We start from the raw sequence: 15,149 nt of genomic DNA, 5'->3' as shown, positions 1-15,149 counted from the left end.
AGAAGTAAGCATAGACAATACACCCGAAACCTGTGGGAGCGTGGCTTGCCCGCGATGGACGCGCCGCGGTCTCACAGGGAAAACGCGTCATCGTTCATCGCGGGCAAGCCACGCTCCCACAGGGGGTGGGGGTTAGTTGTCGTAACCCAGGTTCGGCGCCAACCAACGCTCGGTCACGCTCAACTCCTGACCTTTACGTGAGGTGTAACTCTGCACCTGATCCTTGTCGATCTTGCCCACGGCGAAATATTGCGCCTGCGGGTGAGCGAAGTACCAGCCGCTGACCGCTGCCGCCGGGAACATGGCGTAGTGCTCGGTGAGGAACACGCCGCTGCGGCCTGCGCGCATTTCCTGGGCTTCTGGATCGAGCAGGGCGAACAGTTGGGCTTTCTCTGTGTGATCCGGGCAGGCCGGGTAGCCCGGAGCCGGGCGGATGCCGGTGTATTGCTCTTTGATCAGCGCCTCGTTGTCCAGCGTCTCGTCCTTGGCGTAACCCCAGTAGTCTTTACGCACCTGCTGGTGCAGCCACTCGGCACAGGCCTCGGCGAGACGGTCCGCCAAGGCCTTGACCATGATCGAGTTGTAATCGTCGCCCGCATCCTGATAGGCCTTGGCCACTTCTTCGGCGCCGATCCCGGCGGTGGTGATGAAACCACCCACGTAGTCAGTCACTTCACTGTCTTTGGGCGCAACGAAGTCGGCCAGGGAGAAGTTCGGCTTGCCGTCGGTCTTGATGATCTGTTGACGCAAGTGGTGCAGCTTGGCCATTGGCTTGCCGTCATCGCCATAGAGCTCGATGTCGTCGTCATGCACCTGGTTGGCCGGCCAGAAGCCAAACACCGCGCGGGCGCTGATCAGTTTCTCGTCGATCAGTTTGCTGAGCATTTCCCTGGCATCTTTGTACAGCGAGGTGGCGGCTTCACCAACCACTTCGTCCTGGAGGATGCGCGGGAACTTGCCGGCCAGGTCCCAGGATATGAAAAACGGCGTCCAGTCGATGTATTCGGCCAGAACGTTGAGGTCGATGTTGTCCAGCACCCGCGTACCGGTGAAGGTCGGTTTGACCGGCGTGTAGCTCGCCCAGTCGAATTGCGGCTTCTTGGCGATGGCTGCGCCGTAGCTCAGGCGTTCGGTGCGGGCACTGCGGTTGGCAGTGCGCTCGCGAACCTCGACGTAGTCCTGGCGGGTTTTCTCGACGAAACCGGCCTTGAGTTCCTTGGACAGCAACTGCGTCGCCACGCCCACGGCGCGGGAGGCGTCGGTGACGTAGATCACCGCGTCATTGCTGTACTTGGGTTCGATCTTCACCGCCGTGTGCGCCTTGGAGGTGGTCGCGCCACCGATCATCAACGGCAGGTGGAAGTCCTGACGCTGCATTTCGCGGGCGACGTGGACCATTTCATCCAGCGACGGGGTGATCAGGCCGGACAGGCCGATGATGTCGCATTTCTGTTCCTTGGCCACCTGCAGGATTTTTTCCGCCGGCACCATCACGCCGAGGTCGACGATGTCATAACCGTTACAGCCCAGCACCACACCAACGATGTTCTTGCCGATGTCGTGCACGTCGCCTTTCACGGTGGCCATCAGGATCTTGCCCTTGGCTTCCGGCTTGTCGCCTTTTTCCAGTTCGATGAACGGGATCAGATGGGCCACGGCCTGCTTCATCACCCGAGCGGATTTCACCACTTGCGGCAGGAACATTTTGCCGGCGCCGAACAGGTCGCCGACGATGTTCATGCCGGCCATCAACGGGCCTTCGATCACTTCGATCGGGCGCCTGAAGGACAGGCGTGATTCTTCGGTGTCTTCGACGATGTGGGTGGTGATGCCTTTGACCAGCGCATGCTCCAGGCGCTTGTTGACGTCCCAGTTGCGCCACTCTTCGGTCTCGGCTTCCTTGACGCTGCCGTCACCCTTGTACTTGTCGGCGATGGCGAGGAGGGCGTCGGTGCCTTCCGGGGTGCGGTTGAGGATCACGTCTTCGACGGCGTCGCGCAGCTCCACCGGAATCTGGTCGTAGATTTCCAGTTGGCCGGCGTTGACGATGCCCATGGTCAGGCCGTTACGGATCGCATACAGCAGGAACACCGAGTGAATCGCCTCGCGCACCGGGTTGTTGCCACGGAACGAGAACGACACGTTGGACACGCCGCCGGAGGTCAGGGCGTACGGCAGTTCGTCGCGGATGTAGGCACAGGCGTTGATGAAGTCCACAGCATAGTTGTTGTGTTCTTCGATACCGGTGGCCACGGCGAAGATGTTCGGGTCGAAGATGATGTCTTCCGGCGGGAAGCCCACTTCGTTGACCAGAATGTCGTAGGAGCGTTTGCAGATTTCCTTCTTGCGCGCTTCGGTGTCGGCCTGGCCGGCTTCGTCGAAGGCCATTACCACCACCGCGGCGCCGTAGCGCTTGCACAGCTTGGCGTGGTGAATGAACTGCTCGACGCCTTCCTTCATGCTGATCGAGTTGACGATGCCCTTGCCCTGGATGCACTTGAGGCCGGCTTCGATCACTTCCCACTTGGAGGAGTCGATCATGATCGGGACGCGGGAGATGTCCGGTTCGCCGGCAATCAGATTGAGGAAGGTCACCATGGCCTTCTTCGAATCGAGCATGCCTTCGTCCATGTTGATGTCGATCACCTGGGCGCCGGCTTCGACCTGTTGCAGGGCGACTTCCAGAGCTTCGGTGTAGTTGTCTTCGCGGATCAGGCGTGCGAACTTGGCGGAGCCGGTGATGTTGGTGCGCTCGCCGACGTTGACGAACAGCGAACTGCGATCGATGGTGAACGGCTCAAGGCCCGAAAGGCGGCACGCCTTGGGAATGTCCGGAATCTCACGCGGCGCATAACCGGCCACGGCCTTGGCGATGGCTTCGATGTGGCCCGGCGTGGTGCCGCAGCAACCACCGACGATGTTGAGGAAGCCGCTTTGGGCGAATTCTTCGATGACCTTGGCGGTTTCCGATGGCAGTTCGTCGTACTCGCCGAATTCGTTCGGCAGGCCGGCGTTCGGGTGCGCGGAAACGTGGGTGTTGGCCTTGTTCGACAGCTCTTCGAGGTACGGGCGCAATTCGCGGGCGCCGAGGGCACAGTTCAGGCCAACGGAAATCGGCTTGGCGTGGGCCACGGAGTTCCAGAACGCTTCGGTGGTCTGGCCGGACAGGGTGCGACCCGAGGCGTCGGTGATGGTGCCGGAAATCATGATCGGCAGCTCGACGCCCAGTTCTTCGAACACGCCTTGTACGGCGAAGATCGCAGCCTTGGCGTTCAGAGTGTCGAAAATGGTTTCGATCAGGATCAGGTCGGCGCCGCCTTCGATGAGGCCCTTGGTGGATTCGGTGTAGTTTTCCACCAGTTCATCGAAGGTCACGTTGCGGTAGCCGGGGTTGTTCACATCCGGGGACAACGAGCAGGTGCGACTTGTAGGGCCGAGCACGCCGGCGACGAAGCGTGGCTTGTCCGGGGTTTCCAGGGTCTTGGCGTCGGCGACCTTGCGCGCCAGACGTGCGCCCTCTACGTTTAACTCATACGCCAGGCCTTGCATGCCATAGTCAGCCAGGGAGATCTGGGTGGCGTTGAAAGTGTTGGTTTCCAGAATGTCGGCGCCGGCGTCCAGGTAGGCTTTTTCAATGCCGCCAATCACGTCCGGGCGAGTCAGTACCAGCAGATCGTTGTTGCCTTTGACATCGCTTGGCCAGTCAGCGAAGCGTTTGCCACGGTAATCCTGCTCCTCGAGCTTGTAGCTCTGGATCATCGTGCCCATACCGCCATCGAGAATCAGGATGCGCTCTTTGAGGGCGTGCTTGAGAGCTTGAAGGCGAACGCTGCGATCGGACATTTGGACTACTCGGTAAGACCATGACGAAGGGCCGGGATGATAGCAAACCTGTGTGCTTTTGGAGCATGACTCGGTTTTGCATGAATATCGTTCATGTTGGTAAGGATGACAGAGACCGGTAGAATCGCGGCGTTTTTTCAGGATTCAGGACCAGGGACATGTCGTATCGCTTCGTCATCGGTACATTGCTGTTGTTTTCAAGCTGGGGCGCTGTGGCGCAAAGTCCGGCGATTTCCCCTGCCATTTCCTACAGCCGTGATATTCAACCGATCTTCACTGAAAAGTGTGTGGCCTGCCATGCCTGCAACGACGCCGCCTGTCAGCTCAATCTGGGCAGCGGCGAGGGTGCGGCACGTGGCGCGACGAAAGTCCCGGTCTACGACGGAGACCGCCGCCAGGCCGTTGCGCCGACCCGGCTATTCTATGACGCCTCCGGCAAACAGGCCTGGCAGCAAAAAGGCTTCTATTCGGTGCTCGATGCCCAGGGCAGCCAGGCCGCATTGATGGCGCGGATGCTGGAACTGGGCCACAAAACCCCATTGCAGCCCAACGCCAGGCTGCCGGAAGACATCGTCCTGGGCCTGAATCGGGAAAACATGTGTGCCATGCCCGCGGAGTTCGACGGCTACGCCGCCAAGCATCCGAAGGAGGGCATGCCGCTGGCAGTGACCGGCCTGACCGACCAGCAGTACCAGACGCTGCAACGCTGGCTGGCGGCAGGGGCGCCGATTGATCAGCAGGCGCTGGCGCCCAGCGCCAAGGAAGCCTTGGAGGTGGTGCAGTGGGAAAACCTGCTCAATTCCCCGGGTGCCCGGGAAAGCCTGGTGGGGCGCTGGCTGTTCGAGCATTGGTTCCTTGCCCATCTCTACTTCAAGGATGGCGAGCCTGGGCATTTCTTCCAGTGGGTGCGTTCGCGCACTCCGACTGGCCAGCCGATTGACCTGATCAACACCCGTCGCCCGAACGATGATCCGGGCACGCAGTTTTACTATCGCTTGTGGCCGGTGCAGGGCGTGATCGTGCACAAGACCCACATCACCTATCCGTTGAGTGCGGCGAAGCTGGCGCGGGTCAAGAGCCTGTTCTACAGCGGCAACTGGCAGGTCGATGCATTGCCGGGCTACGGGCCGCAGAGCCGGGCCAACCCGTTTGCCACCTTCGAAGCGATCCCGGCCCAGGCGCGCTATCAGTTCATGCTCGATAACGCCGAGTACTTTGTACGCACGTTTATCCGCGGCCCGGTATGCCGCGGGCAGATCGCGACCGACGTGATCCGCGATAATTTCTGGGCGCTGTTCCAGGCGCCCGAGCATGATCTGTATGTCACCGATCCGAACTATCGCGGGCAGGCCACGCCGTTGCTGGCGATGCCGGGGCAGAACGACGACGTCGGCAGTGTCCTCAGCCTGTGGCACGACTACCGCGATAAACGTAATGAATACGAAGCCTTGCGCCGGGACAGCTACGCCGACCTGCCGGCGCCAAGCTGGTCGACCCTGTGGGCGGGCAATGACAATGCGTTGCTGAGCATCTTCCGCCATTTCGACAGTGCCTCGGTGACCAAAGGCCTGATCGGCGACGTGCCGCAAACCCTTTGGCTGTTCGACTATCCGCTGCTGGAGCGCACCTACTATCAACTGGCAGTGAACTTCGACGTGTTCGGCAACGTGTCCCACCAGGCCCAGACGCGGCTGTATTTCGACCTGATCCGCAACGGTGCCGAGCAGAATTTCCTGCGCCTGATGCCCGCCGATTCCCGGGATGGCTACCTCGACGACTGGTATCAGAATAGTGGCAAATTCAAGATGTGGCTGGACTATGAGTCCATCGACGATGACAAGCCGACGGCGCTGAGTCTTGATTCGCAGGATCCCAAGCGGGATTTCGCCCGGCAATTACTGGCCCGTTACGGCGATCTCAATGCCAGCCCCGACCCGATCAACCGCTGCGACGGCGCCTACTGCTCGCGGCCGAACATCGATCCGGACCTGCAAAGTGCCGAACAGACGCTAAGCCGGCTGACTTCGCGTCCGGCGGCCGGGTTGAAAGTGATTGATCAACTGCCGGAAGCGACCCTGCTGCGCATCGAAACCAGCAGCGGCAAGCGTGAGGTCTACAGCCTGCTGCGCAACCGTGCCCACAGTAACGTCGCGTTCCTGCTTGGCGAATCGCTACGCTATCAGCCGGGGCTCGACACGCTGACGATTTTCCCGGGTGTGCTCAGCAGCTATCCGAACTTCATGTTCAACATCCCGGCCGGGCAAGTGCCAGCGTTTGTGGATGCGATGGAAAGCGCCAAGGATACCGACAGCTTCGAGAAAATCGTCGAACGTTGGGGGATACGGCGCAGTCATCCGCAATTCTGGGCTTATTTCCATGACCTGAGCCGCTACATCCACGAAACCGATCCGGTGGAAGAGGGTGTGCTGGACATGAACCGCTACGAGAACCTCTGAACCACCACAGGTTGTGGTGGATAATCTTTTCCCGACAAAAATACTAGGACTTTGTCCGGCGCGTTGATTGGCGTAAACTGCGCCCAAGCCTGCGAGGAGTTTCCATGACCGCTATTACCATCACTGACGCCGCCCACGATTATCTGGCTGATCTGCTGTCCAAGCAGAACACCCCCGGCATCGGCATTCGCGTCTTCATCACCCAGCCTGGCACCCAGTACGCCGAAACCTGCATTGCCTACTGCAAGCCGGGCGAAGAAAAACCCGAAGACACCGCGCTGGGGCTGAAAAGCTTCACCGCGTACATCGACCACTTCAGCGAAGCCTTCCTGGACGATGCGGTTGTCGACTACGCCACCGACCGCATGGGCGGTCAGCTGACCATCAAGGCGCCAAACGCCAAAGTACCGATGGTCAACGCCGACAGCCCGATCAACGAGCGCATCAACTATTACCTGCAAACCGAGATCAACCCGGGGCTGGCCAGCCATGGCGGCCAGGTCAGCCTGATCGATGTGGTTGAAGACGGCATCGCCGTCCTGCAGTTCGGCGGTGGTTGCCAGGGCTGCGGCCAGGCCGACGTGACGCTGAAGGAAGGCATCGAGCGCACCTTGCTCGAGCGTATTCCCGAGCTCAAGGGTGTGCGCGACGTGACCGACCACACGCAGAAAGAAAACGCCTACTACTAAGGTGTTCGCTGCGAAATCAAAAAACGGCGCTGTGGCGAGGGAGCTTGCTCCCGCTTGATGGCATAGCCATCACAAAATCAGTCAATGCATTTTCCCGTGATGAATGCGTTGGTTGGTGTTGGGACCGCTTCGCGGTCCAGCGGGAGCAAGCTCCCTCGCCACAGGTGCTTCAGGGCCTGTAGAGATGCGCATGCCCCGCGCGATAAAGCGATGACTCGCTGAAGTGGTCACTGCCCAGCACCCGACCCACCAGAATCAACGCCGTACGGCGAAAGCCCTTGGCTTCAACCTTCCCGGCAATATCCTCGAGCGTTCCCACCACCCAATCCTGATCCGGCCAGCTCGCGCGGTGCACCACCGCAATCGGGCAATCGGCTCCGTAATGGGGCAGCAGTTCCTCAACGATCTTCGCCAGGTGATTGACCCCCAAGTGGATCGCCATGGTCGCGCCGTGCTGCGCCAGGCTGGAGAACGCCTCTCCGGGAGGCATGGCGGTCTTGTCGGCGTAGCGAGTCAGGATCACGCTCTGGGAAACGTCCGGCAGCGTCAGTTCCGCGCCCAAAAGCGCGGCGCAAGCGGCTGTGGCGGTTACGCCAGGGACGATTTCGAACGCAATGTTCAGTTCACGCAGATAGCGAATCTGCTCGCCAATTGCACCATAAAGGCTCGGATCGCCGGAGTGCACCCGGGCCACATCCTGACCGTTGGCGTGGGCGGTCCTGATCAGGTCGATGATCTGTTCCAGATGCAGTTCGGCGCTGTTGACCACCTGTTCGGCACGGTGACCTTCCAGTACGGCGGCAGGCACCAGGGAGCCGGCATAAATGATCACCGGACAGCTGCGAATCAGCCGCTGGCCCTTGACGGTAATCAGTTCGGGGTCGCCGGGACCTGCGCCAATGAAGTAGACGGTCATCGTCGGTTCCTGTGGGGGAAAAAGGGGCTGAACAGGGCTTCAGATGAAGAGTGTTCATGATCAACAGTGGGGATTATCGGGTTTTTTATGCCGCGCCGGCCAATGCCAGGGTCGCCTGAGCATATTTTTGTCGTGGAATCAGCAGTTTTGCCGGGGCCTGGGCCAGTTGCTCCGCCAGGGCCAGGGCGGCGCTTTCCGCCACGCCGTAGCAACCGGTACGTTCAAACGCTATTTGCGATTGATGACTGAGTTGCGGTTCATAAGCGGCCAATTGTTCACTGCTGAAATACATCAATTCCAGGCCAAGCTGCTGAGCCAGTTCGATCAGCGCAGGCTCGTCGCGCTTCGAATCGATGCTTGCCAGGGCCTTGATTTCATGGCGAGCAATCTGGTGCGCTTCCAGTGCCTGGTCGAGCAGCGCCAGCAACGTGCTGACGGGGCAGCCCCGTTGGCAGCCCAGGCCGACCACCAGGGTCGGCGCTGTGCTGATATCCGTCATGCGTGGTATTGACCATCGCTTTTGCGACGGAACAACCAGGCGCTGATCAGGCCCAGGGCCAGCCAGAACGCTACGTTGGTCAGTTGCGAAGCGATTTTGAACCGGGTTTCCAGCGCCTCTGGAGCGAGCATCGAATGCACTTCCGGTTGCGGTGCACCAATCACATGGGGAACGGCGAGGATCGCCGCGCCGAGGACTTTCATCAGCCAGTGACGGCTGAATATGATCAGCGCGATACCGACGGCGGTGGAGGCGGCGGTGCCGATCCACCACAGTTGCCGTTGTGCCAGATCGGCTGCGGCAGTGCCGGGCAATTCCGGTGGCAGGCCGAGCGTCGGCGCGAGCACGAAGGTCGCGTAACCGGCCAGGCCCCAGAGCAGGCCCTGGGAGGTTTTGGTCGGCGCACGCAAGGTATACAGGCCGGCGAGCATCAGGGCGAAACCGACCGCTACCACCAGGTTGCCGCCGGTGGTCGACAGCACGCGCTGCCAGCCGTCTCCCGGCTCCCAGGCTTGCGCATCGTGAGTGTGGGCAGCCATCGCACCGTCGGCGTGCTCATGCATTTCAACAGCGGCCGGTTCGGCTTGTTCGTAAGTCTCGGCCTGCAATATCAGCGGAGCGACCCAGAAGCTTTGCAGCAGGGTCAGCAGCAGGGCGGCCAGCAGCCCGGTGAAACCTGCGGTTTGCGCAATACGCTTGATCATGTCGACAGCGCTCAATGGCACGGGAATGCAGAGCTGTGACGGGTATCGTGGGCGGCGTTGTGCACCGCTTCGATGTGCGAGAAACCGGCGAAATACACAAGGCACGCACCCAGGATCGACGCGCAGACGGCGGCGGTCAGACGTTGGGTCAGGGTTGAGGTGGTGCTCGCGGATGTGTGTTCGGTGCTGCTGATGATCGACATGGCGTTTCCCTCTGGTCTGTCAGCGGGGAATAAGAGCGCATGCAAACCTCCGCGGGACCAGGCGCGCAGAGGTTCAAACAGCGCCCGCCCACCGCGGGTTTGTTGGTTCGGTGACCGTATTGGTCACTTTGTGTTACGGGCCGGTCTCCGGGCTCACGAGGGGCGCAGGCGTTTGCCTGATCCTGCAAGCGCCACCTTCCCATGCCGTAGTAGCACAGTGGATCTGACGCTTCGCTCGCTTACCGTTGCGGGGGCAGCACCGGACTGACATGGCTTTAGAGTAAAGCACATGATTCACCGGTTTCCCGTTTCACCCTGTGAAGGGCACCCGTAACAAGGTGCGTAGGAGAGCATGGGCGGGGGTTGGGCGTCAATTGGCAAGGGTTCTCAACTCGAAACCGAGTCGCTTTCTTCGCGAGCAGGCTCGTTCCCACATTGGATCGCGGACTACTGCGGGAGCGAGCCTGCTCGCGAAGGGGCCGATGCGGTTGCCACAAGACATTGACCCGCCCCAAGACCATGCGTAGCCTTGCGCTTTCGAGGTTCTTCGGCGTTTGTCGAAGCTAAGAAGGGAACGCGGTCGATGCCGCGGCTGCCCCCGCAACTGTGAACGGTGATGTTCGTTGCCACGCCACTGCTGACTCAATCCATGAGGCCGGCGGGAAGGCGCAGCGAATGCCAGGCTCAAGGCCGGCACATCGTCAGCCAGGAGACCTGCCTCGTCACAGATTCTCACTTTCAACCGGGCGGGGTGATCCGGTGGCGAACTCTTCAGGCACGCGCGTCCGTGTTGCCGGTCGTCGTCCCGTATGCCCGCCACCTTAGCCATAGGGCATCCGATGAAAACACTGGCCAAACTCCCTGTCACCATCGTCACCGGCTTTCTCGGGTCGGGCAAAACCACGCTGCTGCGGCACATGCTCGACAACGCCCAGGGTCGCCGCATCGCGGTGATCGTCAACGAATTCGGTGAATTGGGTATTGATGGCGAAATCCTCAAGCAATGCTCCATCGGTTGCACCGAAGAAGAAGCCAACGGCCGTGTCTATGAGCTGGCCAACGGCTGCCTGTGCTGCACCGTCCAGGAAGAATTCTTCCCGGTGATGCGCGAACTGGTGGCCCGTCGCGGTGATCTCGACCATATCCTCATTGAAACGTCCGGCCTGGCCCTGCCCAAGCCGCTGGTGCAAGCCTTCCAGTGGCCGGAAATCCGCAGCGCCTGTACGGTGGATGCGGTAATCACCGTGGTCGACAGCCCGGCCGTGGCCGCCGGCACCTTCGCCGCCTTCCCGGATCAGGTCGACGCCCAGCGCAAGCTCGACCCGAATCTGGACCACGAGTCGCCGCTGCACGAGCTGTTCGCCGACCAACTGGCCAGCGCCGACCTGGTGATCCTCAACAAAACCGACCTGATCAATCCGGCTGACCTGGCCCGTGTGCGCCTGGAAGTCGCCGAAGAGTTGCCGCCAGCGGTGAAAATCGTCGAAGCCAGCAGCGGCCGCCTGCCGCTGGACGTGCTGATCGGCCTGGGTGCCGGCTCCGAAGAACACATCGACAGCCGTCACAGTCACCATGACCATCATCACGATGGCGACGACGATCACGATGACCACGATCACGACGCCTTCGATTCGATCTCCATCCAATTGCCGCAAGCCGACGAAAGCCTGCTGCTGGATGCGCTGACCCAGTTGGTGGTCCAACACGGCATCCTGCGGGTCAAGGGTTTTGCGGCAATCCCGAACAAACCGATGCGCCTGCTGATCCAGGGCGTGGGTACGCGTTTCGACAAACACTTCGACCGCCAGTGGGGCGCCGAAGAAGCACGCATCACCCGCTTGGTGTTGATCGGCCAGGAACTGGACGCCACGGTTCTCGAAGCGCAATTGCGCGCCGCGCTCAGCGTGTAAGCCATGCACCTGCTCAGGACCCAGCCCGGCGGTTTCGTGTCGGACGACAACATTGCCGACCTTGGACAAACCCCCGCCGAGCTGGTGATCCTGTGCAGCGGCGATTCCAGCCTGGCGCTGCTCGCCGAAGCAGCGCAGCAATTGCCCGACGATTACCCGAGCGTGCGCCTGGCCAACCCGATGCAGGTGCAGAACCATGCTTCGGTCGATTTGTACGTCGACGAAGTCCTGCGTCACGCCAGGGTGATCCTGATTTCGCTGCACGGCGGCATCGCCTATTGGCGTTACGGCATCGAGCGTCTGGTAGAGCTGTCGCAGCGCGGCGTGCAGGTGATTCTGGTGCCGGGCGATGATCGTCCGGATCCGGAGCTCAGTGACCTGAGCACCGTCGGCGCCGAGGATCGTGACCGGCTCTGGCAGTTTTTGCGTCAGGGTGGCATGGGCAACGCCCTGGACTTCTTCCGCTGCCTGGCCAACCGCTGGCTGGCCCGTGATTACACCTGGGGCGAGCCGCAAACCCTGCCGCGCACGGCGATTTACCATCCGCACCAACATTCTGCCGCACTGAGCGATTGGCGGGGCGACTGGCACGCGGGTCAACCGGTGGCGGCGGTGCTGTTTTACCGCTCGCATTTGCAGGCGGCGAACACCACTTTCATTGATGTTTTTTGCCAGCGCTTGCAGGCGGCGGGGTTGAATCCGTTGCCGATTGCGCTGGCCAGTCTGAAAGAGCCAGCTTGCCTTTCCATGGTCGAGGACTGGCTCGACGAGGCCAGCGTCTCGGTGATCCTGAACACCACCGGTTTCGCCCAGTCCAGTCCCGAAGCGCCGCATCTGCGCCCGTTCCGTCGCAATATTCCGGTGATCCAGGCGATTTGCGCCCAGGACAACGAACCGGGTTGGCGTGCCAGTGAACAGGGGCTTGGTCCTCGCGACCTGGCGATGCACATTGCCTTGCCGGAACTGGACGGGCGCATCATCAGCCGCCCGATCAGCTTCAAGGATCTGGCGTGGCGCAGTGAGCGCAGTCAGTCGGATGTGGTCTGCTACCGGCCTGCACCAGCGCGTATGGATTTCGTTGCCGAGCTGGCACGGCGCTGGGTCGATCTGGCGCGGGTGCCAAACGCTGAAAAACGCATTGCCTTGATCCTCGCCAATTACCCGACTCGTGACGGTCGCATCGGCAATGGCGTTGGCCTCGATACCCCGGCAGCGGCGCTGAATATCCTGCGGGCGCTGCATGCCGAAGGTTATCCGTTGCCGGCCGAGTTGCCGGGCAGTGGCACCGCGCTGATCCAGCAACTGCTCGGCGGCGTCAGCAATGATCTGGACATGATCGACCAACGTCCGTGCCAGCAGAGTCTGGCAATGGATGAATATCTGGCGATGTTCAATGCACTGCCCGAAGCCAATCGCGCGGCGGTGCTCGAACGTTGGGGCACAGCGGAAAACGACCCCATGTGCCGCAGCGGACGGATGATGATCGCCGGCTTGCGATTTGGCCTGACCTTCGTCGGCATTCAACCGGCGCGGGGTTACCAGGTCGACGCGAGCGCGGTGTATCACGACCCGGACCTGGTCCCGCCCCACGGTTACCTGGCGTTTTACTTCTGGCTGCGCCACACCTACGACACCCACGGCGTGATCCACGTCGGCAAGCACGGCAACCTCGAATGGTTGCCGGGCAAAGGCGTGGGGCTTTCGGAAAACTGCTGGCCGGATGCACTGCTCGGGCCGCTGCCGAACATCTATCCGTTCATCGTCAATGACCCGGGCGAGGGCGCCCAGGCCAAGCGGCGCACCCAGGCGGTGATCATCGATCACTTGATGCCCCCGCTGACCCGCGCCGAAACCTATGGCCCGCTGCGCAACCTCGAACTGTTGGCCGACGAGTATTACGAAGCGCAGTTGCTCGATCCGCGCCGCGCTCGCGAGTTGCAGCGCGACATCCTGCAACTGGTGCGCGACTCGCACATCGACCGCGAACTGCAGCTGGACGAGCAGCTCGACAGCGATGCCGATGCAGCGATCTGGTTGCCGCGACTCGACACTTATCTGTGCGACTTGAAAGAGTCGCAGATCCGCGATGGCCTGCATGTGTTCGGCGAGTCGCCCACCGGTCGTTTGCGTATCGATACCTTGCTGGCGTTGTTGCGCATTCCACGGGGCGATGGCCGTGGTGCGCAGTCGAGCCTGCTGCGTGCATTGGCCAAGGCCTTCGCGTTGGGCTTCGACCCACTGGATTGCGCGTTGGCCGAGCCCTGGGCCGGGCCGCGTCCCGACTCTCTTTTGCATATCAGCGACGAGACTTGGCGCACGGCGGGGGATACCCGCGAACGCCTTGAGTTGTTTGCCGCGCAGTTGATTTCGGACGTGTTGAATAACCCATGTGGGAGCGAGCCTGCTCGCGATGGTGTATCAGTTGACATCAATGTGGCTGACACACCATCGCGAGCAGGCTCGCTCCTACAGGGGGCAGGTTGGGCAGAGGTGAGCGCCATCATCGAAAACTTGCGCGAGGTGGTCGCCCCGCGTCTGGACGCCTGCGGCCCCGCAGAAATGCGCGGCTTGCTCGACGCCCTGAGCGGTCGCTTCGTCCCGGCCGGTCCCAGCGGCGCGCCGAGCCGTGGGCGTCTGGACGTGCTGCCCACCGGGCGCAACTTTTATTCGGTGGACGTGCGCAACCTGCCGACCACCACGGCGTGGCGCATCGGGTTCCAGTCGGCCAACCTGATTCTCGAGCGCCACCTGCAAGACCACGGCGATCATTTGCGCCAGCTCGGTCTGTCGGTGTGGGGCACCGCGACCATGCGTACCGGCGGCGATGACATCGCCCAGGCGATGGCGTTGATGGGCGTGCGTCCGGTCTGGGCCACCGGCAGCCAGCGGGTCGATGATTTCGAGATTCTGCCGCTGAGTTTGCTTGACCGTCCGCGGGTGGACGTGACCTTGCGTGTGTCCGGGTTTTTCCGCGATGCCTTTGCCAATCTGATTCGCTTGTTCGACGCGGCGGTGCAAGCGGTGGCCGACCTGGATGAACCGGACGACCTCAATCCACTGGCGGCCAAGGTGCGCGCCGAGCGTGCAGCCTTGCTGCAGACGGGGCTCGATGAAGACGCGGCGCGACGTCAGGCCGGCTGGAGGATTTTCGGGGCCAAACCCGGTGCCTACGGCGCGGGTGTGCAGGGCGCCATCGACGGTCGGCTGTGGCAAACCCGCGAGGACCTGGCCGAGGTTTACCTCAACTGGGGCGGCTACGCTTACGGTGGATCTGATGAGGGCACCGCTGCTCGTGAACAGTTCACCCAGCGCCTGAGCCAGGTACAGGCGGTGCTGCAGAACCAGGATAACCGCGAGCATGATCTGCTCGACTCCAACGATTACTACCAGTTCCAGGGCGGCATGCTGGCAACGGTGGAAAGCCTGAAGGGCGAGGCCGCGGCCAGTTATCATGGCGACCACAGCCAGCCGGACCTACCGAAGATTCGCACCTTGAAGGAAGAGCTGAACCGGGTGATCCGTTCCCGGGCGGCCAATCCAAAGTGGCTCGAAGGTGTTAAACGTCACGGCTACAAAGGTGCGTTCGAAATGGCCGCGACGGTCGATAACCTGTTCGCCTTCGACGCCACCACGCAGCTGATCGACGATCACCAGTACGCGTTGCTGGCCGATGCCTATTTGCTCGACCCGGACACCCGGGATTTCGTTCGCGAACACAATCCCCATGCCTTGCGCGACATGACCGAGCGCATGCTCGAGGCGCAACAGCGGGGGATGTGGAAGGAGCCGGGCGAGTACCGTGAGGCTCTGGAGAATTTGTTGCTGGACATAGAAGAAGATGGCTAATCACCGCAAACCCTGTAGGAGCGGGCTTGCCCGCGAAGGCGTCAACACAGTCGACATCGATTTCGATTGTCAGGCCGCCATCG

At 61.6% G+C, this 15,149-nt stretch carries 9 protein-coding genes and 2 riboswitches; of the genes, 4 read left to right on the top strand and 5 right to left on the bottom strand.

All coding sequences use genetic code 11. From position 1 onward, the window contains the following. Positions 1-132 precede the first annotated feature (132 nt). Complete coding sequence (gene metH / locus ACM6IK_RS02180) at positions 133-3,843, bottom strand: methionine synthase (RefSeq protein ID WP_414872944.1); 3,711 nt, start codon at positions 3,841-3,843, stop codon at positions 133-135. A 158-nt stretch (positions 3,844-4,001) separates the two neighbouring features. On the opposite strand from metH, the gene ACM6IK_RS02175 reads away from it, so the two are divergent. Together ACM6IK_RS02175 and nfuA are read left to right on the top strand one after the other, a co-directional pair. After that, a complete protein-coding gene (locus ACM6IK_RS02175; protein WP_414872943.1) occupies positions 4,002-6,299 on the top strand; it encodes a fatty acid cis/trans isomerase in 2,298 nt (765 codons plus the stop codon). A 104-nt stretch (positions 6,300-6,403) separates the two neighbouring features. Then, on the top strand, positions 6,404-6,988 hold the full coding sequence (gene nfuA / locus ACM6IK_RS02170) for a Fe-S biogenesis protein NfuA (RefSeq protein ID WP_008059275.1): 585 nt from the start codon (positions 6,404-6,406) through the stop codon (positions 6,986-6,988). A gap of 169 nt (positions 6,989-7,157) precedes the next feature. On the opposite strand, the gene cobM is transcribed toward nfuA, so the two are convergent. The 4 genes from cobM to ACM6IK_RS02150 all read right to left on the bottom strand — a co-directional run bounded on the left by cobM (position 7,158) and on the right by ACM6IK_RS02150 (position 9,310). Continuing rightward, on the bottom strand, positions 7,158-7,904 hold the full coding sequence (cobM, locus tag ACM6IK_RS02165; RefSeq protein ID WP_414872942.1) for a precorrin-4 C(11)-methyltransferase: 747 nt from the start codon (positions 7,902-7,904) through the stop codon (positions 7,158-7,160). Between the two features lie 85 nt (positions 7,905-7,989). After that, positions 7,990-8,403: a cobalamin biosynthesis protein gene (locus ACM6IK_RS02160; protein ID WP_223460948.1), complete on the bottom strand. Its 414-nt coding sequence runs from the start codon at positions 8,401-8,403 to the stop codon at positions 7,990-7,992. Then, positions 8,400-9,107 carry a CbtA family protein gene (locus ACM6IK_RS02155; protein WP_414872941.1) on the bottom strand — a complete coding sequence of 236 codons (708 nt, stop codon included), beginning with the start codon at positions 9,105-9,107 and terminating at the stop codon, positions 8,400-8,402. The genes ACM6IK_RS02160 and ACM6IK_RS02155 overlap by 4 nt, the downstream gene beginning before the upstream one ends. An 11-nt stretch (positions 9,108-9,118) precedes the next feature. Then, entirely contained in the window at positions 9,119-9,310 is a 192-nt protein-coding gene (locus ACM6IK_RS02150; protein ID WP_414872940.1) for a CbtB domain-containing protein, read from the bottom strand. A gap of 120 nt (positions 9,311-9,430) precedes the next feature. Then, a riboswitch (cobalamin riboswitch) is annotated at positions 9,431-9,657 on the bottom strand. A gap of 176 nt (positions 9,658-9,833) precedes the next feature. Beyond that, positions 9,834-10,047: riboswitch (cobalamin riboswitch) on the top strand. 102 nt (positions 10,048-10,149) lie between these two features. Between ACM6IK_RS02150 and cobW the strand changes: the two genes are divergently transcribed. Both cobW and cobN read left to right on the top strand, forming a co-directional pair. After that, positions 10,150-11,220 (top strand): cobalamin biosynthesis protein CobW, encoded by a 1,071-nt coding sequence (gene cobW / locus ACM6IK_RS02145; RefSeq protein ID WP_414872939.1) that lies wholly within the window; start codon positions 10,150-10,152, stop codon positions 11,218-11,220. A gap of 3 nt (positions 11,221-11,223) precedes the next feature. Then, positions 11,224-15,066 (top strand): cobaltochelatase subunit CobN, encoded by a 3,843-nt coding sequence (gene cobN, locus ACM6IK_RS02140; protein WP_414872938.1) that lies wholly within the window; start codon positions 11,224-11,226, stop codon positions 15,064-15,066. The last annotated feature ends 83 nt before the right edge of the window (positions 15,067-15,149 follow it).

Source organism: Pseudomonas sp. IT-196MI5 (assembly GCF_949767415.1).
Taxonomy (GTDB): domain Bacteria; phylum Pseudomonadota; class Gammaproteobacteria; order Pseudomonadales; family Pseudomonadaceae; genus Aquipseudomonas.
This window is presented reverse-complemented; position numbering and strand designations above follow the sequence as displayed.

Excerpts from the sequence above, each read along its gene's own strand:
- metH (WP_414872944.1), bottom strand. The coding sequence starts at position 3,843 with ATGTCCGATCGCAGCGTTCGCCTTCAAGCTCTCAAGCACGCCCTCAAA.
- cobN (WP_414872938.1), top strand. The coding sequence starts at position 11,224 with ATGCACCTGCTCAGGACCCAGCCCGGCGGTTTCGTGTCGGACGACAAC.
- ACM6IK_RS02155 (WP_414872941.1), bottom strand. The coding sequence starts at position 9,107 with ATGATCAAGCGTATTGCGCAAACCGCAGGTTTCACCGGGCTGCTGGCC.
- ACM6IK_RS02150 (WP_414872940.1), bottom strand. The coding sequence starts at position 9,310 with ATGTCGATCATCAGCAGCACCGAACACACATCCGCGAGCACCACCTCA.
- cobM (WP_414872942.1), bottom strand. The coding sequence starts at position 7,904 with ATGACCGTCTACTTCATTGGCGCAGGTCCCGGCGACCCCGAACTGATT.
- cobW (WP_414872939.1), top strand. The coding sequence starts at position 10,150 with ATGAAAACACTGGCCAAACTCCCTGTCACCATCGTCACCGGCTTTCTC.
- nfuA (WP_008059275.1), top strand. The coding sequence starts at position 6,404 with ATGACCGCTATTACCATCACTGACGCCGCCCACGATTATCTGGCTGAT.
- ACM6IK_RS02175 (WP_414872943.1), top strand. The coding sequence starts at position 4,002 with ATGTCGTATCGCTTCGTCATCGGTACATTGCTGTTGTTTTCAAGCTGG.
- ACM6IK_RS02160 (WP_223460948.1), bottom strand. The coding sequence starts at position 8,403 with ATGACGGATATCAGCACAGCGCCGACCCTGGTGGTCGGCCTGGGCTGC.